We start from the raw sequence: 24029 nt of genomic DNA on the forward strand, positions 1-24029 counted from the left end.
GAGGGCTCCCGTGACTCCATCTTCTGAAAGGAATTCGGCATGAGCGTCTGGTTGAGTGAGATCTGGCGTACCTGGCGGGCCAGCCTGCGCCGGCCGGGTTTCGTGTTGCTGGCCAGTGGCGTGCTGGCGCTGGGCGTTAGCGCGGCCAGCGCCGTGTTCACCCTGATCGATGGCGTGCTGCTGCAGCCGTTGCCTTATCCACAGCCGCATCAACTGGTCGCGGTTGGCCATGTCGAACAGGGCGATGTGCAGGCGGTCTCGCCGCAGCAGTACCAGCACCTCGCCGGGCTGCCCGGGATCGCATCGATGGGCCTGTTCAAGGATGGCCAGACAGCGTCCAACATCGCCGGCGACGGCCGGCCGGAACAGGTTCCGGCGCTGGAGATCGACCGGGGCCTGCTGCCGACGCTCGGCGTGCAGCCGGCGTTGGGCCGCAACTTCAGCGCTGAGGAAGACCAGCCCAACGGCCCGCCTGCGGTGATGCTGTACCACGGTTTCTGGTTGCGCCGTTTCGGCGGCAATCCCTCGGCGATCGGCCAGACCCTGACGGTGGAGGGCGTACCGCACGCCATCGTCGGCGTGCTCCCGGCCGGTTTCGATCTGGGCCAGGCCTCGATCGCCCTGCCCACGGCATTTCCCGCGCATTCGGGCGACGACGGCACCAACTACACCGCGGTGGCGCGATTGGCGCCCGGCACCACGGTTGCGACACTGGCGGCCGAAGTGAATACCCGCCTGCACGCGTTCTACGCCGAGCAGGGGAAACAGGCCTATGCCGGCAGCTTCTGGCAGCGCGTGCACTTCGGTGCCCAGGATTTCAGTGCCGCGCAGCATGCCGGGCAGCGCAGTACTTCGTTGATGTGGGTGGCCTGCGCCGCGCTGCTGCTGCTGCTCGCACTGGTCAACCTCACCAACCTGATGCTGCTGCGCGCGATGGGACGAAGTCATGACGCCTCGGTACGCGGGGCGCTCGGTGCCTCCCGCTGGCGGGTCGCCTTGCCGTCGATCGCCGAGGGCATGCTGATCGGTGTGGTCGGTGTGCTGGTCGGTCAGGGGCTGGCGGCGCTGGCCCTGCTCGCCGTGCGCACGTGGATGCCGGTGGACTGGATGGCCGTGGAGTGGACGCGCCCCGGAGGCCTGAACCTTGGCGGGATGGCCTGGACGATCGCCGTCGCGACCGGTCTTTTCGGCGCGCTGGTCGCGACCGGGCTGGGGCTGTGGCGCGGGCAGGCTGCGTTGTCGATGGACAGCCTGCGCGAGGGCGGCCGCAGCGGCCTGAGTCGCCGCAGCGGCCTGCTCGGTCGGTTGCTGGTGATGGCCCAGGTGGCGCTGGCCTCGCTGCTGTTGTGCACGGCGGGCGTGTTCCTGCACAGCCTGCTGGCCAGCGCGCGGGTGGATCTGGGCTTCAAACCGGACCACGTGCTCACCTTTGAGCTGGCGCCGGTCAAGGCGACCTATCCGGATGCGGCCTCGGTACAGCAACTGTCCAGCCGACTGGTCGAGCGCCTGAAACAGATCCCCGGTGTGCAGCTTGCGGCGGCCGGCACCAATCTGCCTGCGGGCGACTTCAGCGGGCAATGGAACATGGGCGGGCTGCATCTGCCGGGTGGCGAGCAGTTTGGCGCGCAGTTCCACGCGGCCGACCCGGGGTTCTTCCGGGTGTTCGGCATCCATGTGCGACAGGGGCGTCCGTTCGCCGCCAGCGATGTGCGTGGCGGCGAGGACGTGGCCGTGGTCAACCAGCGCTTCGCCGACGTGCGTTTCCAGGGCCATGCGCTGGGGCAGACGATCCAGCGGGGCGAAGGCAAGGGCATGTGGTCGGCGCGCATCGTTGGCGTGGTGGCCGATACCTACCAGTTCGGGCCGGAGGATCCGGACTCGGTCGTGCCGATCCTGTACCTGCCGCTGGCGCAGATGCCCAACGACGCCCTGCGCGCGTTTCGCATGTACGAGCCGCTGCGCTTCGCGCTGAAGGTCCAGGGCGGCCCCGACAGCTATCGCGATGCCGTGCAGCGGGCCGTGGCCGAAGTGGCGCCCGACCAGCCGATCGACCACGTCTACAGCATGGCCCATGTGGTGCACGACACGATCACCGATACCGAATTCAACCTGATGCTGGTCGGCCTGTTTGGCGGCCTGGCGCTGTTGCTCGCCGGCGTAGGTGTGTATGCGGTGATGGCGGTTGCGGTGGCAGCGCGCGAGCGCGAGTTCGGCGTGCGCGCCGCGCTCGGCGCGGCGCCACGAGGGCTGCTGATGCTGGTGCTGCGCGCCGGCCTGGTGCAGATCGTCCTCGGCCTGCTCGCGGGCTTCGTGTTGGGGTTTCTGGGTTCCGGCGTGCTGCGGGCGGTGGTGGTGCAGCTCGGGCGTAGCGTGTTCGATCCCTGGTCGATCGCCGCGGCAGCCGCAGTGCTGGCACTGTCCGGTCTGCTGGCCTGTCTGCTTCCGGCGCTGCGCGCATCGCGCGTGCAGCCAATGCGCGCGCTGAGGGGAGAGTGAGGATGATCGTGCAGGAGTTCCGTGGGGCCATGCGGCGACTGCTCAAGCGGCCGGGATATGCACTGCTGTCGATGACGGTGCTGGGGGTGGGGTTGGGCGTGACGCTTTTCCTGTTCTCCCTGGTCAACACGCTGATCATCGAACCGTTGCCGATGCCGCAGCCGGATCGACTCCTGGCGGTGGGCGAACCGTCGTTCCACGACAACGGCATCGAGACGATCGACAGCGCGGACTATCTGGCCCTGCGCGAGGGCATGCGCAGCATCGACGCGATGGGCGCCTACCTGGGTACCGGGGTGAGCGTGGACCAGGGCCACGGTGCCACCTATCACGTGGGCAGTCGCATGACCGCATCGATGATGTCCCTGCTCGGCATCAAATCCTTGCTGGGCCGCGTCCTGCAGCCATCGGACGAAGTGCCCGGTGCGCCGAAGGTGGTGATGCTGGGCGAAACGCTGTGGCGGAACGGTTTCCGTGCCGATCCGCACATCGTCGGTCGCGCGATCCGCGTGGATGGCACGTGGGCCACAGTGGTGGGTGTGGTGCCTGCGCGAATGACCCGCCTGCCGGTCACCGACAACCAGGTCTGGATGCCGATGACGCTGCGCCCGGGCGAGCATCGTGACGTGTGGGGCGTGGCACGTCTGGCGCCCGGCATCCAGCTGGGGCAGGCGCGGGCCGAACTGGACGCGTGGAACGCGCGGCTGCAGGCGGCCATGCCGGCCGGCACGCACATGCGCGGCGTCACGATCAAGCCTTGGAAGTACGGTTTCGTGCCCGAGGACATGCGCCACTGGGTGTGGCTGATGTTCGGTGCCGCCGTGCTGGTGTTGTTGCTGGCCTGCGTCAACGTGGCCAACCTGCAGCTGGTGCAGGCGCTGCAGCGGCGGCACGAGCTGGCGCTGCGCAGCGCGCTGGGCGGTGGTCGCGTGCGTCTGATGACCGGCGCGCTGGTGGAAAGCCTGCTGCTCAGCCTGGCCGCGCTGGCGGTGGCCTTGCCCGTCGTGTACGGGGGCAACCGCTGGTTCATGGCGATCGTCTTCGCCCATTCTCCGGACGGGATGCCCGTGTACAACTTCAGCATCGACGCCCGCGTGCTGGCGGCGGCGGTGCTGGCCGCGTTGTTCAGCACCGTGCTGGCCGGCGTGATTCCCGCGTGGCGCGCCTCGCGCCCCGACCTGCAGGATGTCCTGCGCGATGGCGCCAAGGGTTCGGGCGGCGGTTTTGCGCGCATGGCCAAGATCATGGTGATGGCGGAGATCGCGCTCACCGTGGTGCTGCTGGTCGGGGCGGGTACCTTCGTGCGTGCGGTGGACATCGTGCTGTCGCAGCCGACGGCTGGCACATCGCACGCCACGCAGGTGCTCACCGCCGACGTGCTGCTGCCACCCGCGGCCTACGCGGGCGATGCCCAGCGCATCCGCTTCTTCGACGCGGTGATCGGGCATCTGCACCAGCAGGCCGGCGTGGTCGACGCTACGGCGTCCGACACCGTGCCCGGTGCGGTGCTCGGCAGTCACGAGTCGTTCTCGCTGCCGGGCCAGCCCGAGCCGACGGACGGCTGGCCGCGGGCGCAGATGGGCATCGTCGATCCGCACTTCCTCGCCACCTACGGCGTACGCCTGCGCGAGGGTCGCTTTTTCGACGCGCGCGATCGCATGGACAGTGCACCGGTGGCGGTGGTGGACGCCAAGATGGCCGCGGCGATGTGGCCGCACGGCGATGCGCTGGGTCGCACGCTGGTGCTCTGGCCCGGCCGGACGCAGGCGCGGCGCCTGACGGTGATCGGTGTGATCGAGTCGCTGCAGCTGGATCGCCTGCTGGAAAGGTCGCTGCCCGGGCTGCTGCTGCCCCTGGACCAGTCGGTGGGCCAGGGGCCACTGCATGACGTGGGGGTCGCGCTGCGCATGCATGCCGATGCCCGGCGTTTCGAGCCACAACTGGTCGATGCCGTGCGCGCGGTCGATCCGCAGGCCGCGGTCTACGACGTGCGCAGCCAGGCAGCCGCGGTGGCGGAGGGGCGCGTGTACCTCACCGTGCTCACCAGCGTGTTCGGCGCGCTGGGGCTGGTTGCCCTGCTGCTGGCCGGCGCGGGCCTGTACGGCGTGCTGGCATTCTCGGTGGCGCAGCGCACGCGAGAGATTGGCATCCGTCGCGCGATCGGTGCCGGGCATGGCGCGATCCTGCGCGACGCGGGGCGGCAGCTGCTGTGGCAGCTCGGGATCGGGCTGGGGATCGGCCTGCTGCTGTCGGTGCCGTGGTCGAACGTGCTGGCAGACCCGGGTTTGCACACGCGGGCTCGCGATCCTGCGGTGTTCGTGACGGTTTTCCTGCTGGTAGCGGGCGTGTCGATGCTGGCCGCGCTGGTGCCGCTGCTGCGCGCCTTGCGGGTCGATCCTGCCGTCGCCCTGCGCTACGAGTGACCACTACACTGGCGGGATGGATGACAGCGTGGCGCGCGAAACGAATCCGACGGTATTGCTGGCCGACGACCAGGCCGACGTGCGCGAGGCGCTGCGCCTGCTGCTGAAGTCCGAGGGCATCGCCAGCACCGGCGTGGACGGTCCCGCCGGTGCGCTGGACGAGGCCCGGCGGCGCGGCTTCGACGTCGCCCTGATCGACCTCAACTACACCCGCGACACCACCTCGGGCGCCGAAGGCATGGGACTGCTCGAACGCCTGCGCCAGCTCGATCCGGAACTGCCGGTGGTGGTGATGACCGCCTGGGGCAACGTGCCGCTGGCGGTGGAGGCGATGCGCCGCGGCGCGGCCGATTTCATCGAGAAGCCGTGGGACAACGCCCGCCTGCTCGGCGTGCTGCGCACGCAGATGGCGCTGGCGCGCAGCGTGCGGCGCCAGCACCGGCTGGAAGCGGAGAACGCGCTGCTGCGCGGGGAGGGCGATGCCGAGTTCATCGCCGAGTCGGCGGCGATGCAGCGGGTGATGGCACTGGTGGCGCGGGTCGCGCCCAGCGATGCCAACGTGCTGGTGCTGGGCGAGAACGGCACCGGCAAGGGGGTCATCGCGCAGCGCATCCACGCGCTGTCGGCGCGGGCGGCGCAGCCGTTCGTGAAGGTCAACATGGGCGGCATCGCCGAGACGGTGTTCGAGTCGGAGATGTTCGGCCACGTGCGCGGCGCGTTCACCGACGCCAAGAGCGAACGCATCGGCCGCTTCGAGCTGGCCGACGGCGGCACGCTGTTCCTCGACGAGGTCGGCAACGTGCCGGCCTCGCAGCAGCCGAAGCTGCTGCGCGTGCTGGAGGACGGCGAGTTCGAGCGGCTGGGCTCCTCGCGCACCCAGCGCACCGACGTGCGGCTGGTCTCGGCCACCAACGCGGACCTCGCTGCCGACGTGGCGGCCGGGCGCTTTCGCCGCGACCTCTTGTACCGGCTCAACACGCTGGAGATCGTGCTGCCGCCGCTGCGCGAGCGCGGCGATGACATCGTGCCGCTGGCGCGCGTCGCGCTGGCCCGCAGTGCGCAGCGCTACGGTCGGCATGGCCTGCGGCTCGCGCCGTCGGCCGAGCGGGCGCTGCAGGCCTATGCCTGGCCAGGCAATGTGCGCGAGCTGGGCCACCTGATGGAGCGCGCTGCGCTGCTCGCCGAGCATGACGAGGTCGGTGCCGCGGCGCTGGCCTTCGGCCGCACCGAGTCGGCGTCGGCCGAGGGTGGCTTCGAACAGATGACCCTGGAGCAGGCCGAGGGCTGGCTGGTTCGGCGCGCACTGGATCGCTTCGACGGCAACCTGCTGCGCGCCGCCGACGCGCTGGGCATCACCCGCCAGGCGCTGTACCGGCGGCTGGAGAAGCACGGTTTGCGGGATCCGGCGGACGCCGACGATGACGACGCCTGAGCCGTCACCGGCGACATCCGCACGTCCCGCCGCGTCGCGGCTGCCGGCCTACGAGCGGCGCATCCTCGGCGGCAGCGCGCTGATCGCCGCGCCGGGGCTGCTGGCGGCGGCGTTCATGGCCTGGAGCAGCAGCAGCTGGCGCGAGGCGGATGGCTGGGTGCTGGCGGCGGCGGTGATCGTTACCGCCTTGCTGGTGCGCTGGCAGCGGCGACGGCTGGTCTATCCGTTGCAGTCCTTCGCCAGCCTGCTCGACGCCTTGCGGCTGGGTGACTACAGCCTGCGCGGCCGCGTCGGCGGCGCGCTGGACGACCTGGTCTACGACATCAACGCGCTGGCCGAACGCCTGCAGCAGGAGCGGCTGCAGTTCGAGGAGTCGTCCTATCTGCTGGGCAAGACGCTGGCGGCGCTGGACAACGCGGTGCTGGTGTTCGACCAGGACACCCGCCTGCGCCTGCTCAACCCCGCCGCGCAGCAACTGTTGCAGGCCGACCGGCACCAGCTGTTCGGTCGCCGCGCCGAGGAACTGGGCCTGCAGCCGCTGCTGGACCAGCCCTCCGGCCAGCTGCTGAATCATCGGTTTGCCGGCCGCAGCGGACGCTTCGAGATCCGCCATGCGCCGTTGCGCACCGAGGGGCGCGGCGGCCGCCTGCTGGTGATCAACGACGTCGGCCGCGTGCTGCGCGAGGAGGAGCGCCAGGCCTGGCAGCGCCTGCTGCGCGTGCTCGGCCACGAGGTGAACAATTCGCTGGCGCCGATCCAGTCGATGGCCGGCACGCTGGCCACGCTGGCGTTGCGCGACCCTCTGCCGGAGGACTGGCGCGAGGACTTCCGCAACGGCCTGGAGCTGATCGGCCATCGCTCCGGTGCGCTGTCGCGCTTCCTCGCCAGCTACAGCCGGCTGACCCGGCTGCCGCCGCCGCAGCGGCGCGAGGTGGCGCTGGGGCCGTTGCTGGAGAAGGTGGCGCGGCTGGAGTCGCGTTTGCCGGTGACACTGGAGGCCGGCCCCGCGCTGCACCTGATGGCTGATCCCGACCAGCTCGAGCAGGCGCTGATCAACCTGGTGCGCAATGCGGCGGAGGCGAGCCTGCCGACGCGGGGAGGCGTGGTCCTTCGCTGGCAGGCGAAGGCCGAGCGGGTTTCGATCGAGATACTGGACGAGGGCGAGGGCCCGCCGGCCAGCGACAACCTGTTCGTGCCGTTCTTCACCACCAAGCCGGGTGGCTCGGGGATCGGGCTGGCGCTGGTACGGCAGATCGCCGAGGCGCACGACGGCGGCGTCAGCTTGCTGGCCCGCACCAACACGCGCGGTGCCGTGGCGACGCTCTGGCTGCCCCGGCCCGCCGACCATCCATAACCCCGGTTGCGGTTGTGGCGGTGGACGGTGACCGTCGTTGGTGCGGATGCGTGGCGGGAGGATGCGCTCCCGGGTACGCTCTGGCTCCCCATTGGAAACGCATTCCATGACCACTCCCGTTCCCCCTCGCCTCAACCCGCTGGCCTTCCTCATCTTCAGTTCGCGGTGGCTGCAGCTGCCGCTGTACCTGGGGCTGATCGTCGCCCAGTGCGTCTACGTGTTCCTGTTCGGCAAGGAGCTGTGGCACCTGATCCACGAGGCGTCGCATCTGGGCGAGCAGGAGATCATGCTGATCGTGCTTGGCCTGATCGACGTGGTGATGATCTCCAACCTGCTGATCATGGTGATCGTCGGCGGTTACGAGACCTTCGTCTCGCGGCTGGGGCTGGAGGACCACCCGGACCAGCCGGAGTGGCTCAGCCACGTCAACGCCTCGGTGCTCAAGGTGAAGTTGGCGATGGCGATCATCGGCATCTCCTCGATCCACCTGCTGAAGACCTTCATCGCTGCCGGCGCCTTGCAAGGCCTGCCGTTCTGCTCGCCCGAGGTGCTCGCCACGATGGCCGACACCATGAACACCGCCAGCACCCTCAAGTGCTCCACCCTGACCACGGTGGGCGTGATGTGGCAGACGATCATCCACGTGGTGTTCATCGCCTCGGCGATCGGCATCGCCTGGACCGACCGCATCATGCAGGCCGGCGTGGCGCGCATGCGCGACGCTCACTGACGCTCGTTTACGCCCTGTAGGAGCCCGCTCGCGGGCGATGCTTTTGCATTTAATGTGGCATCAGAGCGAAGAGCATCGCCCGCGAGCGGGCTCCCACATGCGGCCTAGGGGCTACACCTCCAGCCGGTCGTCCGGGCGCGCCACCAGCGCGTACAGCGCCGGCATCAGGAACACGCTGATCAGCAGGCGGGTGAACAGACCGCTGACGATCACCAGCGCGAACGGCCGCTGGGTGTCGGTGCCCACGCCGGTGGCCAGCGCAGCCGGCAGCAGGCCGAGCGCGGCGACCAGTGCGGTCATCATGATCGGTCGCAGGCGCAGGATCGCCGCCTCGCGGATCGACGGCGCCAGCGCCATGCCACCCAGGCGCAGTTCGTTGACATAGGAGATGTAGACCACTGCGGTCTGCACCGACACGCCGAACAGCGCCAGGAAGCCGATGCCCGAGGACACCGAAAACGGCGTGCCGGTGAGCCACAGCGCCACGATTCCGCCGACCGGTGCCGACAGCGCGACGCCGAGCACGGTGATGAACGGGAACTTGAAGTTGCTGTACAGGGTGAACAGCAGCAGGAAGATCAGGCCCACCGTGAGCGGAACGATCACGCGCAGCTGGGCGCTGGAGGCCACATACTCGGAGTACTCGCCGCCCCAGTCGGTGTGGTAGCCGCGCGGCAGCGCCACCTGCTTCTTCACCTGGGCAATCGCATCGCCGACCGCACCGGCCAGGTCGCGTCCCTGCACCGAGAACTGCACGCCGATGTAGCGCGAGCTGTCCTGCCGATAGATGAAGGAGGCGCCGTTGGTGACGCGGATATCCGCCAGTGCCTTGAGCGGGATCTGCTTGCCCTCGGGCGTCACCACCAGCAGGTTGCCGATCGCCTCGGGATTGTCGCGGTAGCGTTTCTGCAGCCGCACGACCAGATCGAACTCCTTCTCGCCCTGCACCACCTGGGTGGCTACATCGCCGCCGATCGCGGTCTGGATCAGGTCGTTGACATCCGACACGTTGACGCCGTAACGGGCGATCGCCGCACGGTTCACGTCGATGGTCAGGCTGGGCTGGCCGAGCTCCTGCACCAGGGTCACGTGGGTAATGCCGCGGACCTTTTCCAGCACGTGCTTGATCGCCAGGCCCTTGGCTTGCAGCGTGGCCAGGTCCGGCCCGAACACCTTCACCGCCAGCGCGCTCTTCAGGCCCGTCTCGGCCTCATCCACCGCGTCCTCGGCCGGCTGGGTGTAGTTGAAGCCGATGCCGGGGAACTGCGCCAGCTTGCGGTTCATCGCCGCGATCAGCTCGGGCTTGGTGCGGTACTCACCGGTCCATTGCGAGTACGGCTTCAGGCCGACGTAGAACTCGGCGTTGAAGAAGCCGGTGTGGTCGGTGCCGTCATCCGGGCGGCCCAGCTCGCTGGACACGGTGGTGACCTGCGGGAAGCTGCGCAGGATAGTGCGGATTTGCGGCGTGACCTTGGCCGCCTCGTCGAACGAGATGGTGTACGGCATGGTGGCTCGCACCCACAGCGCGCCCTCGTCCAGGTGCGGCATGAACTCGGCGCCGATGCGTGGCACCAGCAGCAGTGAGGCGGCCAGCACCACGACCGAGGCGAGCACGGTGCCACGGGCGCGGGCCAGGCAGAAGTCCAGGCCTTTGACGTAGACCGACTTGACCGCCTCGAACGCGCGATTGCGACGCTCGCGCACGCCCTTGCGCATGAACCACGAGCACAGCACCGGCAGCAGCGTCAGCGTCACGATAAGCGAGCCGACCAGGGCGAAAATCATGGTGTCGGCCATTGGCTTGAACAGCGTGCCGGAAGGGCCGGAGAGCACGTAGATCGGCAGGAAGCTGACCACGATCACCGCCACCGCATAGAACAGCGGGCGGTCGACCTCGGCCGCCGCGGCGCGGATCACCTCGAACACCCCGACGTCCTCGCCCTTCCGTTCGGCCAGCTGGCGGTAGATGTTCTCCACCATCACCACCGCCGCGTCGACCAGGATGCCGAAGTCGATCGCACCGATCGACAGCAGGTTGGCCGAGGCGCCCTGCGCATCGAGGCAGATGAAGGCGAACAGCAGCGCCAGCGGGATGGTGGTGGCGACGATCAGGCCGGCGCGCAGGTCGTACAGGAAGAACACCAGCACCACGACCACCAGCAGCATGCCGCGCACCAGGTTGTCGCGGACCACGTCGGTGGTGCGGCTGATCAGCTCGCTGCGGTCGTAGAACGGGACGATCTTGACGTCCTTCGGCAGCACGTTCTCGTTGAGCTCGCGGGTCTTCGCCTCGACCCGCTTGAGCACGTCCTGGGTCTTCGAGCCGGTGCGCAGGAAGATCACGCCCTCGACCGCGTCGTTCTGGTCCTGGTAGCCGAATTCGCCGAGCCGCGGCGCGATGCCGGTGGTGACGGTGCCGACATCCTTGACCAGCACCGGCGAGCCGTTGTGCTGCATGAGTACGACGTTGCCGATGTCTTCCAGCGTCTTCAGTCGGCCCTCGCCGCGGATGTAATAGAACTGGCTGCCCTGGGTGTAGAAGCCGCCGCCGGCATTGGCGTTGTTCGCCGCCAGCGCCGATTCCACCTGGGTGGCGGTGAGGCCGAGCGCGGCCAGCCGCGCCTGGTCCAGCTTCACCTGGTACTGCAGCGTGCCGCCGCCGAAGCCGGAGTCGTCGGCCACGCCGGGCACGGCACGAAAGGCCGGCTCGACGGTCCAGTCCTCGATCGTCTTCAGCTCGGTGGGCGAGCGGTCCGGACTCTGCAGCACGTAGCGGTAGATCAGGCCCGAGGGCGAGGACATCGGCGACACCGAGGGCGTGACGCCGTCGGGCAGGCCGAGGTCGGCCATCCGGTTGAACACTTCCTGCCGGGCGAAATACTTGTCGGTGCCGTCGGCGAAGGTGATGTCCACCACCGACAGACCGTACAGCGAGATCGACCGGGTGACCTGGGTGTGCGGGATGCCGGTCATGCCGCGCTCGACCGGCACGGTGATCAGCCGCTCCACTTCTTCGGCGGCGTGGCCGGGCCACTGTGTCACCAGCTCGACCATCGGCGGCGACAGGTCGGGATAGGCGTCCACGGGCAGCCGGCCGATCGAATGCAGGCCGGCGCCGACCAGGATCAGGGTGAGCAGCAGTACCAGCAGGCGCTGGCCGAGCGAGGCGCCGACGATGCGGTTCATCACCGAGGCGGTGCGGGAAGGGGTCTCGCCCCCGGGCGTCGGCGTGCTCATTGGTTCTGCATGAACTGCATGAACAGGGCGCCGTCGACCACCACCTTGTCGCCGGCCTGCAGTCCCTTGTCCACCACCACGTTGTCGCCGGTGCGCTGGCCCTGCGTGATGTGGCGACGGGCGAAGCTGCCGTCGGGCTGCGCAACGTAGACGAACGGCAGGTTCTCGTCGTCGCGCAGGATCGCCGAGATCGGTACCAGCAGGCCTTGTGCAACCGCCTTGGCACTCAGCGTCACGTTGACGTACATCTGCTTGCGCAGCGCGTCCCCCGGGTTGGCGGCGCTGACGCGCACGTCGACCAGCCCGGTATCCGGGTTGACCACGCCGCCGATACTGGTGACGGTGCCGGCGATCGGCTCGCCGCCATCGCCGGTACGGATCTCGGCAGGGTCGCCGAGGTGCACGCGGGCCACTTCGGCGGGCGTCACCTGCGCCATCACCCACATGTGCGAGAGGTCGGCCACGGTGAAGCAGGCGGTGCTGCCGGCCTGCAGCAGCTGGCCTGGGCTGATCAGCCGTTCCACCACGGTTCCGGCGATCGGTGCGCGGATCGCGCCGCCGGCGTCGGGTACGGCGCGCCCGGCCGCGATCGCGCGGATCGATCCTTCGTCCAAGCCCATCGCCAGCAGCGCCTGGCGCGCGGCGTCGCGATCGGCCTCGGCACTCGTGGCGTCGGTGGATGCCTGGGCCGCCTCGCGTGCCGACACGCCGTGATGGGCGAGCAGGTCCTGGTCCATGTCGGCGATGTGGCGGGCGTTGCGCGCGGCAACCAGCGCCTTGCGATACCCGCCGATCGCGGCGGCAAAGTCGGACGAAGCCACGGTGGCCAGCACCTGGCCCTTCGTCACCCGATCGCCGGGCGCGGCCTTCAGCTGCACGACCGGGCCGGTGAACGGCGCGATCACGCTGGTGGCGCGCTCGTTGTCGAAGTCCACCCGGCCCGTGGTGGCGATGGCCGGGTGGAAGCTGCCCATCGTCACCGCCTGCAGGTGGATGTGCTGGCGCTGTGCGGCGGTGAGGGTGACGTCGTGGGCGGTGACCTTGGCGGCGTCGGTGGCGTCGTGCCGGCCGTCCGAGCAACCGGCCAGCGCCACGGCGCCGAGCGCGAGTGCCAGGGCGCCGGCGTGGATCCGCACCAGGCGGGGAGGATTACTGGTCATGGGTGTTCCCGTCGGAAGGGGGCGGGGTGTGGGTCTCGGCATGCCACCAGCCACCGCCGAGTGCCTGGAACAGCGCGGCGGTGTCGGCGAGGCGGGCGGCCTGCGCCTGCACCAGCGTCATGCGCGCCTGCTGGTACGCCTGCTCGGCGTTGAGCACGGCGAGGTAGTCGGTGTAGCCGTCCTTCCACTGCCGCTGCGAGAGATCGAGGGTGACCTTGGCTGCATCCGCGGCGGTCGCCGCGGACTTCAGTCCGTCGGCGTCCTGCTGCAGCGCGACCAGGGTGTCGGCCACGTTCTGGAAGGCGACCAGCACCGTGCTGCGGTACTGCTCGGCGGCTTCCACGTAGGCGGCGCGTGCCGCGCGCTCCTGGTGGCGCAGCGCGCCGCCCTGGAACAGCGGGGCGGTGATCGCGGCGCCGATGTTCCAGAAGCCGGTGCCGGCGTGGAACACCTGGTTGATCGCCAGCGCGGTGCTGCCGGCGGTGGCGCTCAGCTCGATCTGCGGCAGCCGTGCCGCTTCGGCCACGCCGATCGCCGCGCTCGCCGCATGCAGATTGGCCTGCGCCTGCAGTACGTCGGGCCGCTGCGCCACCAGCTGCGAAGGCAGGCTCAGCGGCAGCTCGGTCGGCAGGGTGAAACCGTCGAGCGTGAAGTGCGCTGCATCGGCATCGCCGGGGAACTGGCCGGTGAGCACCGCCAGCGCATGCTGCTGCTGGGCCAGCTGCAGCCGCAGCGGCGCCAGCGTCGCGGTGACCTGGGCAAGCTGCGACTGCTGCGCGGCCAGGTCGAGCCGGCTGGCATAGCCTTTGTCAAGCTGGCGCTGGACGATCTCAAGCATCTGCCGGTTGAGCCCGAGCAGGTCCTGCGTGGCATCGAGCTGCGCCTGCAGCGAAGCGACCTGCACCGCGGTGTTCACCACGTTGGCGCTCAGCGAGATCCGCGCAGCGACCAGCTGGTAGCGGGCGGCGTCCTCCTGTGCGGCCAGCGACTCGACCGTGCGCCGGTTCAGCCCGAACACGTCCGGCACGTAGGACACGCTCACCTGCGGGGTGAACAGGTTGTACAGGTAGGCGTTGGAGCTGGGTACCGGGGCGAGCGCGCCGGGCGGATCCTGCTCGCGGCTGGCCGAGACCCCCGCGCTCACCGCCGGGAAATAGCTGCCACGGCCGGCCAGCGTCGTCTCATGGGCCACGGTCAACGCCGCCTGCGCGGCCTTCAGGTCGTGATTTCTGGCCAGCGCCTGGCGCACCAGCCGGTCCAGCGGCGCGGAGTGGAACAGCGTCCACCAGTCGGCCCGGATCGATCCGCCCTCGTGGAAGCGCTGCGTTGCGCCTTCTGCAATGCCCGGCTGGCCGCTCGTCGCGGCGGGCGCCTGCTGGAGATAGCTCTTGGTGGCGGGTGCCGCGGGCGGTTTGAAGTCCGGCCCGACCGCGCATCCGCCAAGGACCGTGGTCGCGATCAGCAGCTGGCCGGCCCTGCGCCAGACGAACCGAGATGGGCGGGCGCAGTGCGCGTGAAGCCGTGGAGAGAGCATCCGGGAGCGTCGCCTGGCATGTCGGAAACACGAGACGCTATAACGTAACAAGGTTGGCTGGAAAGACCTGCCAGAAGTCATGCCCCATATCGCAAAATCCTACGTCGCTCAATGGGTTGGCGAACCAGTGTCGAGACCCGGCTGCCGGGCGGGCAGTCGGCTGCGGGCCGGGCTCCGGAGATCGTCACGTGTCACGTCACAATCAGATGTTAAACAATCATTTAGAGACGTGTTCTGAGCAGCGACCTGTAGATTTGATCCCATCTTCACGTTACGGTTCGCTCCAGTTCATCGAGCATCGCCTGCATGTCCGTCCTCCGTTCGTCCGCCTCCCCACGCCCCAGCTGGCCGGCTCGTCTGGCCGCCATGGCTCTTCTCTTGCTTGCCGCGACTGGCGTGGCGCACGCCGAGGAAACCTCGGTGATCATCGACGGCACCACCGGGCTGGTGCTCAGCGAGCATCATGCGGACGATCCGCATGCGCCCGCCTCGCTGACCAAGATGATGACGATGTACCTGGCCTTCGAGGCGCTGCGCGACGGTCGGCTGAAGATGACCGAGAAGATGCACGTCTCGGCCCACGCAGCGGGGATGGAGCCGACCAAACTGGGTCTGCGCGCAGGGCAGACGATCACCGTGCACGACGCGATCCTCGGCATGATCACCAAGTCCGCCAACGATGCGGCCACCGTGGTTGCCGAGCGGCTCGGCAAGGGCTCGGAGGCCCGTTTCGTCGACGCGATGAACGCGCAGGCCCTGCTGCTGGGCATGAGCCACACCCACTTCACCAACGCCTCCGGCTTGCCGGGTGGCGACGAGACCACCACCGCACGCGACATGAGCCGGTTGGCGATGGCGCTGTACCGGGATTTTCCCGCCCGCGCCAAGCTGTTCGCGACGACCCAGTTCCGCTTCCGCGGGCGCCTGGTCCGTGGCCACAACCACCTGATGGCACATTATGCGGGGATGGACGGACTGAAGACCGGCTACACCAATGCCGCCGGCTACAACCTGGCCTCGACAGCGGTGCGCAACGGCCACCGCCTGTTCGGCGTGGTGCTCGGCGGAGACACCTGGCGCGCCCGCGACCACCGCATGGCCGAGCTGCTCGACCGCGGCTTCGCCGATCGCGCGCGGGAAGCGGCTGTGTTCGCCTCGGCACCGCATCCGCAGCGCCATGGGCTGGCCCATCGCGTGCTCAATGCACTCTCGCCGATCGGCACGGCCGAAGCGGAGACGCTGCGGCCGCCGCCGCTCCAGGTGGACAGGCCGCCCGTCGCCGAGCCGATCAAGGCCCAACTCGCGCCGACCCGCTGAGCGCGCTCCCGCGCTTCAGCCGTCCAGCTCGCTCCAGCGCGCGTAGGCGGCGTCCAGTTCGGCCTGCGTCTTTGCCAGCGCCTCGTTGGCGGCGGTGACCGCGGCGCTGTCCTGTCGGAAGAAGGCCGGCTCGCTCATCGCGGCGGTGCGTTCGGCGATGTCGTTTTCCAGCGCCTCGATGCGTGCGGGCAACTGCTCCAGCTCGCGCTGGTCCTTGAAGCTAAGCTTGCGCTTCGCGACCGTCGATGCAGCTGCCGGGGCGAGGGCTGCAGGCGGCGCGGCCGCGGGTGCTGCAGCTGTGGCGGGTACAGCCGTCGGCCGCTGGCGCAGCCAGTCGCTGTAGCCGCCGACGTACTCGCCGACCCTGCCATCGCCCTCCAACACCAGGGTGCTGGTGACCACGTTGTCGAGGAAGGCGCGGTCGTGGCTGACCAGCAGCAGGGTGCCGGGATAGTCGGTGAGCAGTTCTTCCAGCAGTTCCAGCGTCTCGACGTCCAGATCGTTGGTCGGTTCGTCCATCACCAGTAGGTTGGACGGCTGGGCGAACAGCTTGGCCAGCAGCAGGCGGTTGCGCTCGCCGCCGGACAGCCGGGTGATCGGCGCGCGCGCGCGCTCCGGCGAGAACAGGAAGTCCTGCAGGTAGCCGACGATGTGCTTGCGCTGGCCGTTGAGCTCGATGAACTCGCGGCCTTCGGCCACGTTGTCCAGCGCGTTGAGGCTGTCGTTGAGCTGGGCGCGGTGCTGGTCGAAGTAGGCGATCTGCAGGCCGGTGCCGAGCGTGGCGGTGCCGCGCTCGGGGGCGAGCTGGCCCAGCATGATCTTCAGCAGCGTGCTCTTGCCGGCGCCGTTGGGGCCGACGATGCCGATGCGGTCGCCGCGCATCACCGTGGTGGTGAGGTCGTCGATCAGCACGCGCCCGCCGTAGGACTGGTGCACGTGCTCGAGGTCGATGACCTTCTTGCCGGAGGCCTGCGCCGCCGCGGCCGTGATCTTCACGTTGCCGGACAGTTCGCGGCGCTGCGCGCGCTCCACGCGCAGCGCCTTTAGCGCGCGCACGCGGCCCTCGTTGCGGGTGCGGCGGGCCTTGATGCCCTGGCGGATCCACACCTCTTCCTGCGCCAGCTTCTTGTCGAACAGCGCGTTGGCCTGCGCCTCGGCGTGCAGGCGCTCCTCGCGGCGGCGCAGGTAGTTGTCGTAGTCACCGGGCCAGTCGGTGAGCGCGCCGCGGTCGATCTCCACGATGCGGGTGGCCAGCGCGCGCAGGAAGGCGCGGTCGTGGGTGACGAACACGATGCTGCCGTCGAACTGCTTGAGGAAGTTCTCCAGCCAGCCGATCGCCTCGATGTCCAGGTGGTTGGTCGGCTCGTCCAGCAGCAGCACGTCGGGCTTGCGCACCAGCGCCTGGGCCAGCAGCACGCGGCGCTTCATGCCGCCGGACAGCGCGGCGAAGTCGGTGTCGCCGGGCAGCTCCAGCCGGGCGATCACATCGGCGACGCGGCGGTCCAGGTCCCAGCCGTTGCGCGCCTCGATCTGATGCTGCACGTCGCCGAGTGCGTCCAGGTCGCCCTCGGCGAGCAGGTGGTGGTAGCGCGCCAGCAGGTGGCCGAGGTCGCCCAGGCCGTCGGAGACCACGTCGAACACGGTGCCTTCGGTGCCCTGCGGCACCTCCTGCGCCATGCGCGCGATCACCACGCCGTTCTGCACGCGGACCTCGCCGTCGTCGGCCTGCAGCTCGCCGGCGATCAGCTTCATCAGGGTGGATTTGCCTTCGCCGTTGCGACCGACGATGCACACGCGCTCGTTGCGGTCGATCGACAGATCGACGCGTTCGAGCAGGAGGGGGCCGCCGATCGAGAAGTCGACGCGCTGCAATTGGATCAGGGACATCCGCCCATTGTACGGGTGCAGGGCGCTTGTCTGGGGGACGGTACATGCGGAGCCGGGCGGGGTGGTCTAGACTCCGGCGGCTTCCCTCCGGGATCGGTCATGAATCGATGGAATGAACGTTACGCGGGCGCGGACTTCCTGTTCGGCACCGCGCCCAACGCCTTCCTCCGCGCCGAGCGGGATCGGCTGCCCGCTCGTGGCAGCGCGCTGGCGCTGGCCGACGGCGAGGGGCGTAACGGTGTCTGGCTCGCCGAACAGGGCCTGGACGTGCTGGCCGTGGATGCCTCCGAGGCCGGGCTGGCCAAGAGCCGCCGCCTGGCCGCCGAGCGCGGCGTGAGCCTTACCTGGGAGCTGGCCGACCTGGCCCGCTGGGATTTCGGGCATGAGCGCTTCGACGTGATCGCGGCGATCTTTTTCCAGTTCGCCGACCCGGCGTTGCGTGCCCGGATCTTCGAGGGCATCCGGGCGGCATTGAAGTCCGGTGGCGTGCTGCTGCTGGAGGGTTACCGTCCCGAGCAGCTGGAATACCGCACCGGGGGGCCGTCCGAGCTCGCCCATCTGTACACCGAGCCGATGCTGCGGGAGGCCTTCGCCGACCTGCGGATCGAACATCTGGCGTCGTACGATACCGAACTGGACGAAGGTGCCGGGCATCGGGGGATGTCCGCGCTGATCGATCTGGTGGCACGCAAGCCCGGCTGAGTCCGGGCGTCGAGCGACCCTCGGGGGGAGGGCATGAAGGGGGCACAAACCGATCGCTATGCCGAGGCCAAGCGCGTGGCGCTGGCCGCTGCCGACCTGCCGGAGTCCGCGCGGGACGGCTTCGTCATGGGCGAATGCGGGTTGGACGAGTCGCTGCTGCGCGAGGTGCGCTGGATGCTTGCGGCGATCGATTCCACCCACACCGCACCGCTGCCGGTGCTGCAGGTCACGTCGCCGGACCTGACCGGCCAGGATGCACAGGCGCGGGATACTCGCCACTACCGGCTGCTGCGGCACCTCGGAGAGGGCGGTATGGGGACGGTCTACCTGGCCGAGCGGGTGGACGACGACTTCAGCCAGCAGGTGGCACTGAAGTTGCTGACGGCCGCCGCCGAGGGTTCGCCGGTCCTGACCGAGCGGTTCTGCCAGGAACGCAAGCTGCTGGCCCGGCTCGAGCATTCCGGCATCGCGCGCCTGCTCGACGGCGGACTGCTCGCCGACGGCCGGCCATTCCTGGCGATGGAGTACGTCGACGGCGAGCGGATCGACGTCTGGTGCGACCGCCGCGGGCTGGACCTGACCGGACGGATCGAACTGTTCCTGAAAGTCTGCACGGCGGTGGAGTACGCCCATCGCAACCTGATCATCCACCGCGACATCAAGCCGGCGAACATCCTGGTGACCGCGGACGGATCGCCAAAGCTGCTGGACTTCGGCATCGCGCGGATGGTCGGCGACCACCTCGACCCCCAGCGGACCGCCACCGCCGCGCAGGCGATGACACTGGCCTACGCCAGTCCGGAGCAGATCGAGCGGTTGCCGCTGACCGCGGCGGCCGACGTGTATTCGCTGGGCGTGGTGCTGTACCAGCTGGTGGCGGGACGCCGCCCCTACCAGGAGCTGGTGACCCCGCACCTGCTGTCCAACGCGATCATCGCCGGCAACCTCGTGTCGCCCAGCCGTGCCGCGCGCCTGGCGCGGCAGGAGGCCGGCCTGCCGCCCGCCCGCGGTCGGGCGGTACCGTCGGACCTGGAGGCGATCATCCTCAAGGCGCTGCGCTGTCGGATCGACGAACGTTACGCCAGCGTCACCGCGCTCGCGGTGGACCTGCGGCGCTTCCTCGAGTGCCGGCCGGTGGAGGCGAGGCGCGGCCGGCACTGGTACCGCGCGCGCCTCTACATGCGGCGCAACCGCTGGCCACTGACCGCGGCGGCGGCCGTGCTGCTCACCATGCTGGCCGGCCTGTTCGCGTCGCTGGTCGCCCTCGGCGACGCGCGTGCGGCGCGCAGCCTCGCGGAGCAGCGGCAGCAGCAACTCGAGCGGGTGGTGACCTTCCAGCAATCGATGCTCGACAGCGTCGACATCGACGCCATGGGGCATGCGATCGCCAGCTTGCATCAGGCCGATGCCTCCGCCAACCCGGCCGGTTCCACCGATCTGGCGCGGCGGATGCTGGACACGTTCGTGGTCAACCATGCGCTTGACCGGATCGGCCACGACTTCGCCGACGCGCCACGTCTGGCCGCCGATGTCCGCCAGTCGCTGGCACGGGTGCTGCTCAACATCGGCAGCTACGATCACGCGGCAGCCGAACTGGAACAGGTGCTGGCGGCGCGCCAGAAGCTCCAGCCGGCCGATCCGGACGGAGTGCTGTCGGCGCAGCTGGACCTGGCGCGCGTGCGCCTGCGGCAGGGCGACCTGGCCTCGGCGGGCGCGCTCTACTCCGGTGTGGTCGCGGCCACCGCGCTGCGGCCGATCGCCGATCCGGTGCGGGTCCGGGCCCAGGCCGGCCGCGCCAAGGTGCTGGCTGGCCAGGGGCATCTGGAGGAGGCGCGCCAGGAGCAGCAGTCGCTCTACAACGCACTCAGCCGGACGATGCCGGCCACCGACCCGGGGCTGCTGCGGTTGCGACGCGATCTGGTCATCACCCTGATCGGGCTGGGCCAGCGCGACGAGGCACTGGACCTAGCCCAGCCGATGGTCGACCTGGACCGGGCCACGTTCGGCGCCGAGGCGCCGGAGACCCTGGACGCGATGATCACCCTGGCGCAGCTGCAGCATTATCGCCACAACTTCGAGAAATCCCTGGCGCTGGCGCGCGAGGTGGTCGCGATCCGTACCCGGCGGCTGGGAGCGAACCACCCCGACACGCTGGCCGCGCGTCACATGCTGGCGATGGACGAGGTCTATTTGTCGGGAGACGAGGCGACCTATGCGAAGGCGGACCAGGATGTGAAGGCGGTGATCGATGCGCGCAGCCGCGTCCTGGGGCGGGATCACCCCGCGACCATCGCCTCGATGACCCTGATGGTCCGGCTGTTGGCCAAGCGCGGCAACGCCACTGACGATCAGGCCGTGCGGCATGCCTTCATGGCCCGGGCGATCGCCATCGAGCAGCAGATTCTCGCCGCGCACCAGCGGCAGCTGGGCGAGAACCACCCCGATACACTGATGGCCCACGGCAGTCTCGCCAATCTGCTCAGCTACGACGGCCAGTACCAGGAGGCGCTGAGCCAGGCGCGCCTGACCCTGGCCGGCCAGATCCGCGTGCTCGGGCCGCAGCATCCGATCGTGTTCGCGACCTACAACCTGCTGGGCGACATCGAGGCGGCCGCCGGCCACTGGGCTGCCGCGCGCGGCCCCTACGAGAAGGCACTGGAAGGGCGCAACGAGCTGCTCGGCAAGGGCGACGCGCACACCATCGAGAGCGCATCGCGGCTGTACGGCGTACTGGAGCACCTGCATGACACGCAGGCGGCCCAGGCGGTGCGCCAGCGCTATATGGATCCGGTTATAGCAATGGATCCGGGCAAGCTCAATGCGAGCCTGCGCGGCGAGCGCCAGGAGGCGTTGAGCATGCTCGGCGCCGCCAAGTCGCCGCCGCTGCCCTGAGCCGGCGGACTGCCGGGCGGCGGACCAGTTGGGTCCGGGCGAAAAAAAGCCCCGCGCCGGAGCGCGGGGCCTTGGGCGACTCCCGGCAGAGCGGGTCGCTTACTTCAGCTTGGCATCGGCGCGCAGCGCGTCGGCCTTGTCGGTCTTCTCCCAGGAGAACGCGGTGAAGGTGTTGCCGGCGGCGTCCTTCATCTCGTAGGGCTTGCGGCCGAAGTGGCCGTAGCTGGCGGTCTGCTGGTACATCGGATGGATCAGGTCGAGCATCCGGATGATGCCGTACGGACGCAGGTCGAAGTGCTTGCGGATCAACTTCTCGATCTTGTCGTCGGCGATCTTGCCGGTGCCGAACGTGGTGACCGAGATCGAGGTCGGCTCGGCCACGCCGATGGCGTAGGAGACCTGCACCTCGCAGCGGTCGGCCAGGCCGGCGGCCACCACGTTCTTGGCCACGTAGCGCGCGGCGTAGGCGGCCGAACGGTCGACCTTGGATGGGTCCTTGCCGGAGAACGCGCCGCCGCCGTGACGGGCCCAGCCGCCGTAGGTGTCGACGATGATCTTGCGGCCGGTCAGGCCGCAGTCGCCCACCGGGCCGCCGATGACGAACTTGCCGGTCGGGTTGATGTGGTACTTGGTGCCCTTGTGCAGCCACTTCTCCGGCAGCACCGGCTTGAGGATCTCCTCGCGCACCGCCTCGATCAGGTGCTTCTGCTTGACGTCCGGGTCGTGCTGGGTCGACAGCACCACCGCGTCGATCGCCACGGCCTTGCCGTTCTCGTAGCGCAGGGTGACCTGGCTCTTCGCGTCCGGCCGCAGCCACGGCAGCGGCGAATTCTTCTTCTTGCGGATCTTCGCCTGCTGCTCGACCAGGCGGTGCGAGAGGTGGATCGCCGCCGGCATGAAACTGCTGGTCTCGTTGGTGGCGTAGCCGAACATCAGGCCCTGGTCGCCGGCGCCCTGTTCCTCGGGCTTCTTGCGGTCCACGCCCTGGTTGATGTCCGGCGACTGCTTGCCGATCAGGTTCAGCACGCCGCAAGTGGCGCCGTCGAAGCCGACTTCGGAAGAGTCGTAGCCGATGTCGACGATGACCTTGCGGGTCAGCGCTTCCAGGTCGATCCAGGCGCTGGTGGTGATCTCGCCGGCGACGATCGCCACGCCGGTCTTCACCATGGTTTCGCATGCCACGCGGGCACGCGGATCCTGCGCGAGGATCGCGTCGAGGACGGCATCGGAGATCTGGTCGGCGACCTTGTCCGGGTGGCCTTCGGAGACCGACTCGGAGGTGAAGAGATGGCTGCTCATCGCGGGCTATATCCTTCCTTTCGGATAAAGAGATAAAAAGAAAACGGGGATGATACAACGCCGGTCGAAGGTTTGCAGCGCCGGCCCGATGGGGCGGCCTGCCTCCCGTTCAGCCGTCTGGACGGCCGTGCAGACATTCCGGATCAGGCCAGCTCGCAGCGGTTGCGGCCGCCGCGCTTGGCCCGGTACAGGGCGCTGTCGGCTCGCTCGAAAGCGCTCTCCGGGGTGTCGTCGGCGCGCAGCACGGTGACGCCGCACGACAGTGTGATGCGGACCGGGCGCTGCTGGCCGTGGAAACCCAGGCTCTCGATCCGCCGGCGCAGCGACTCGGCGGCGCGCAGGGCGGCCTCGGCGCCGACCCCGGCCAGCACCACCACGAATTCCTCGCCGCCGTAGCGTGCGAGCAGGTCGTCCGAGCGCAGCCCTGCGCGCAGCTGTTCGGCGACGATGCGCAAGGCGCGGTCGCCGGCGGCGTGCCCGAAGCTGTCGTTGATCTGCTTGAAGCGGTCGATGTCCAGCACCAGCAGGCTGCTCTGGCCGCCGGAGCGTGCCGCACGCAGGCACGCGTCGGCGATGTGCTGCTCGAACACCAGTCGATTGGCTACCCCGGTGAGCGGGTCGGTCGATGCCAGCGCGCGCTCCTGGCGCAGGCTCGTCTCCATCGCCTGGGTCGAGCGTTCCAGTTCGCGGATGCGCTGGCTCATCTGCTCGGTACGCGCCTGCCATTCGCGCTCACGGGCGTCCTCGCGCTGGCGGAAGTTCTTCAGGTGGCCACTGATCGCACCGAGGCGTTGTTGCACCTGGGTCTGCAACGCCCCCAGTTCGCACGCGCTGGCCACTTCCGATTCCAGCTCGCGGATCTCGCCCAGCACCTCCTGGTCGAGCTGTTCGCGCGCGCTGGCGCCGTCGCGATGAGACATGTCCTCGCGCGCCAGGTAGACGGCCAGTTCCTCCAGCTGCTCGGTGACATGCTTGAGCAGCCGCTCGGCGGCATCGCGTGCTTCGGTCAGCCGTTCGCACCGGCGGTTGACCAGGGTGGCGATGGCGTCCGCCTGGATCGCCAGCGTGCCCGGGTCGGTGCTCTCGGAAATGGTCTGGCGCAGGGCCTCGAGACGGTCCAGCGCTTCGTCCCCAAGCTTCAGGCGGTCCACCAGTGCGAGCAGCGTCTGGCCGACCGAGAGCGATTCGGTGAACGGCAGCGGATCCGGGCCGCGCCCGGCGGTGGCCTCGGGTTCGTCCAGCGCCTTGATCGCCTCGCCGAGCTCGGTGAGCAGGGGTTCGAGTTCCGCCTCGCCGACCGGCTCGCGGACCTGGCGGCGAATCGTCGCCAGCGCAGCGTCCAGGGCCGGACCACGTCCGTCGGCAGCGTAGGTAAGCCGGGTGACCAGGCGACGCAGCAGCGCGTCTAGCAGCGACCACTGCGCGCGGCTGCGCTCGAGCTGTGCAAGAGCATCACTGGCATCAGCTGCGGTGGGGATGGCTTCCATGGGGGCCAGGTGGACGGCGGGTAGCTTATCGTACGCGCGCGGTCCATGTTGTGCACCGCCTTTGTGCGACGGGGCCGAT

The 24029-nt window shown here is 69.4% G+C and carries 14 protein-coding genes; 8 read left to right on the forward strand and 6 right to left on the reverse strand.

The genetic code is table 11. The features are described 5' to 3' along the window. Nucleotides 1-39 precede the first annotated feature (39 nt). The 5 genes from NC595_RS07365 to NC595_RS07385 all read left to right on the forward strand — a co-directional run bounded on the left by NC595_RS07365 (nucleotide 40) and on the right by NC595_RS07385 (nucleotide 8435). A complete protein-coding gene (locus NC595_RS07365; RefSeq protein WP_253565732.1) occupies nucleotides 40-2496 on the forward strand; it encodes an ABC transporter permease in 2457 nt (818 codons plus the stop codon). A 2-nt stretch (nucleotides 2497-2498) separates the two neighbouring features. Further along, nucleotides 2499-4919 (forward strand): ADOP family duplicated permease, encoded by a 2421-nt coding sequence (locus NC595_RS07370; protein ID WP_256489009.1) that lies wholly within the window; start codon nucleotides 2499-2501, stop codon nucleotides 4917-4919. Between the two features lie 28 nt (nucleotides 4920-4947). Continuing rightward, nucleotides 4948-6351, forward strand: coding sequence for a sigma-54-dependent transcriptional regulator (locus tag NC595_RS07375; RefSeq protein ID WP_253565734.1), 1404 nt, complete (start codon nucleotides 4948-4950; stop codon nucleotides 6349-6351). Next, nucleotides 6338-7705 carry a sensor histidine kinase gene (locus NC595_RS07380; RefSeq protein ID WP_253565735.1) on the forward strand — a complete coding sequence of 456 codons (1368 nt, stop codon included), beginning with the start codon at nucleotides 6338-6340 and terminating at the stop codon, nucleotides 7703-7705. The genes NC595_RS07375 and NC595_RS07380 overlap by 14 nt, the downstream gene beginning before the upstream one ends. A 106-nt stretch (nucleotides 7706-7811) precedes the next feature. Next, nucleotides 7812-8435 (forward strand): TIGR00645 family protein, encoded by a 624-nt coding sequence (locus tag NC595_RS07385; RefSeq protein ID WP_253565736.1) that lies wholly within the window; start codon nucleotides 7812-7814, stop codon nucleotides 8433-8435. A gap of 111 nt (nucleotides 8436-8546) precedes the next feature. Here the strand turns inward: NC595_RS07385 and NC595_RS07390 are convergent, their stop codons facing one another. Genes NC595_RS07390 through NC595_RS07400 form a run of 3 tightly spaced genes read right to left on the reverse strand, consistent with a single transcriptional unit; the run spans nucleotide 8547 to nucleotide 14366 of the window. After that, nucleotides 8547-11672 (reverse strand): efflux RND transporter permease subunit, encoded by a 3126-nt coding sequence (locus NC595_RS07390; RefSeq protein ID WP_253565737.1) that lies wholly within the window; start codon nucleotides 11670-11672, stop codon nucleotides 8547-8549. Continuing rightward, the gene (locus NC595_RS07395) at nucleotides 11669-12832 is read right to left on the reverse strand and encodes an efflux RND transporter periplasmic adaptor subunit (RefSeq protein WP_253565738.1); all 1164 of its coding nucleotides are present in this window, start codon (nucleotides 12830-12832) and stop codon (nucleotides 11669-11671) included. Before NC595_RS07395 ends, NC595_RS07390 begins: the two co-directional genes overlap by 4 nt. Further along, on the reverse strand, nucleotides 12822-14366 hold the full coding sequence (locus NC595_RS07400; RefSeq protein WP_253565739.1) for an efflux transporter outer membrane subunit: 1545 nt from the start codon (nucleotides 14364-14366) through the stop codon (nucleotides 12822-12824). The genes NC595_RS07395 and NC595_RS07400 overlap by 11 nt, the downstream gene beginning before the upstream one ends. A gap of 366 nt (nucleotides 14367-14732) precedes the next feature. Between NC595_RS07400 and NC595_RS07405 the strand changes: the two genes are divergently transcribed. Next, nucleotides 14733-15683, forward strand: coding sequence for a D-alanyl-D-alanine carboxypeptidase family protein (locus NC595_RS07405; protein ID WP_253565740.1), 951 nt, complete (start codon nucleotides 14733-14735; stop codon nucleotides 15681-15683). A gap of 15 nt (nucleotides 15684-15698) precedes the next feature. Here NC595_RS07405 and NC595_RS07410 read toward each other — a convergent pair whose 3' ends face one another. After that, entirely contained in the window at nucleotides 15699-17570 is a 1872-nt protein-coding gene (locus NC595_RS07410; protein ID WP_253565741.1) for an ATP-binding cassette domain-containing protein, read from the reverse strand. A gap of 99 nt (nucleotides 17571-17669) precedes the next feature. Here NC595_RS07410 and NC595_RS07415 point away from each other — a divergent pair, with 99 nt between their 5' ends. Together NC595_RS07415 and NC595_RS07420 are read left to right on the forward strand one after the other, a co-directional pair. Further along, nucleotides 17670-18272 carry a class I SAM-dependent methyltransferase gene (locus NC595_RS07415; protein ID WP_253565742.1) on the forward strand — a complete coding sequence of 201 codons (603 nt, stop codon included), beginning with the start codon at nucleotides 17670-17672 and terminating at the stop codon, nucleotides 18270-18272. Nucleotides 18273-18305: 33 nt separating this feature from the next. After that, nucleotides 18306-21164, forward strand: coding sequence for a serine/threonine-protein kinase (locus NC595_RS07420; RefSeq protein WP_253565743.1), 2859 nt, complete (start codon nucleotides 18306-18308; stop codon nucleotides 21162-21164). 99 nt (nucleotides 21165-21263) lie between these two features. On the opposite strand, the gene metK is transcribed toward NC595_RS07420, so the two are convergent. Beyond that, nucleotides 21264-22463: a methionine adenosyltransferase gene (metK, locus tag NC595_RS07425; RefSeq protein ID WP_253565744.1), complete on the reverse strand. Its 1200-nt coding sequence runs from the start codon at nucleotides 22461-22463 to the stop codon at nucleotides 21264-21266. Nucleotides 22464-22606: 143 nt separating this feature from the next. After that, the gene (locus tag NC595_RS07430; RefSeq protein WP_253565745.1) at nucleotides 22607-23950 is read right to left on the reverse strand and encodes a GGDEF domain-containing protein; all 1344 of its coding nucleotides are present in this window, start codon (nucleotides 23948-23950) and stop codon (nucleotides 22607-22609) included. Nucleotides 23951-24029 lie beyond the last annotated feature (79 nt).

It is taken from the genome of Dyella lutea (assembly GCF_024158035.1).
Classification (GTDB): Bacteria; Pseudomonadota; Gammaproteobacteria; order Xanthomonadales; family Rhodanobacteraceae; genus Dyella_A; species Dyella_A lutea.

What these genes read in the sequence shown, in the direction of transcription:
- NC595_RS07385 (WP_253565736.1), top strand. Translation starts at nt 7,812, where the DNA reads ATGACCACTCCCGTTCCCCCTCGCCTCAACCCGCTGGCCTTCCTCATC.
- NC595_RS07365 (WP_253565732.1), top strand. Translation starts at nt 40, where the DNA reads ATGAGCGTCTGGTTGAGTGAGATCTGGCGTACCTGGCGGGCCAGCCTG.
- NC595_RS07420 (WP_253565743.1), top strand. Translation starts at nt 18,306, where the DNA reads ATGAAGGGGGCACAAACCGATCGCTATGCCGAGGCCAAGCGCGTGGCG.
- NC595_RS07400 (WP_253565739.1), bottom strand. Translation starts at nt 14,366, where the DNA reads ATGCTCTCTCCACGGCTTCACGCGCACTGCGCCCGCCCATCTCGGTTC.
- NC595_RS07405 (WP_253565740.1), top strand. Translation starts at nt 14,733, where the DNA reads ATGGCTCTTCTCTTGCTTGCCGCGACTGGCGTGGCGCACGCCGAGGAA.
- NC595_RS07410 (WP_253565741.1), bottom strand. Translation starts at nt 17,570, where the DNA reads ATGTCCCTGATCCAATTGCAGCGCGTCGACTTCTCGATCGGCGGCCCC.
- NC595_RS07415 (WP_253565742.1), top strand. Translation starts at nt 17,670, where the DNA reads ATGAATCGATGGAATGAACGTTACGCGGGCGCGGACTTCCTGTTCGGC.
- metK (WP_253565744.1), bottom strand. Translation starts at nt 22,463, where the DNA reads ATGAGCAGCCATCTCTTCACCTCCGAGTCGGTCTCCGAAGGCCACCCG.
- NC595_RS07370 (WP_256489009.1), top strand. Translation starts at nt 2,499, where the DNA reads ATGATCGTGCAGGAGTTCCGTGGGGCCATGCGGCGACTGCTCAAGCGG.
- NC595_RS07430 (WP_253565745.1), bottom strand. Translation starts at nt 23,950, where the DNA reads ATGGAAGCCATCCCCACCGCAGCTGATGCCAGTGATGCTCTTGCACAG.
- NC595_RS07390 (WP_253565737.1), bottom strand. Translation starts at nt 11,672, where the DNA reads ATGAGCACGCCGACGCCCGGGGGCGAGACCCCTTCCCGCACCGCCTCG.
- NC595_RS07395 (WP_253565738.1), bottom strand. Translation starts at nt 12,832, where the DNA reads ATGACCAGTAATCCTCCCCGCCTGGTGCGGATCCACGCCGGCGCCCTG.
- NC595_RS07380 (WP_253565735.1), top strand. Translation starts at nt 6,338, where the DNA reads ATGACGACGCCTGAGCCGTCACCGGCGACATCCGCACGTCCCGCCGCG.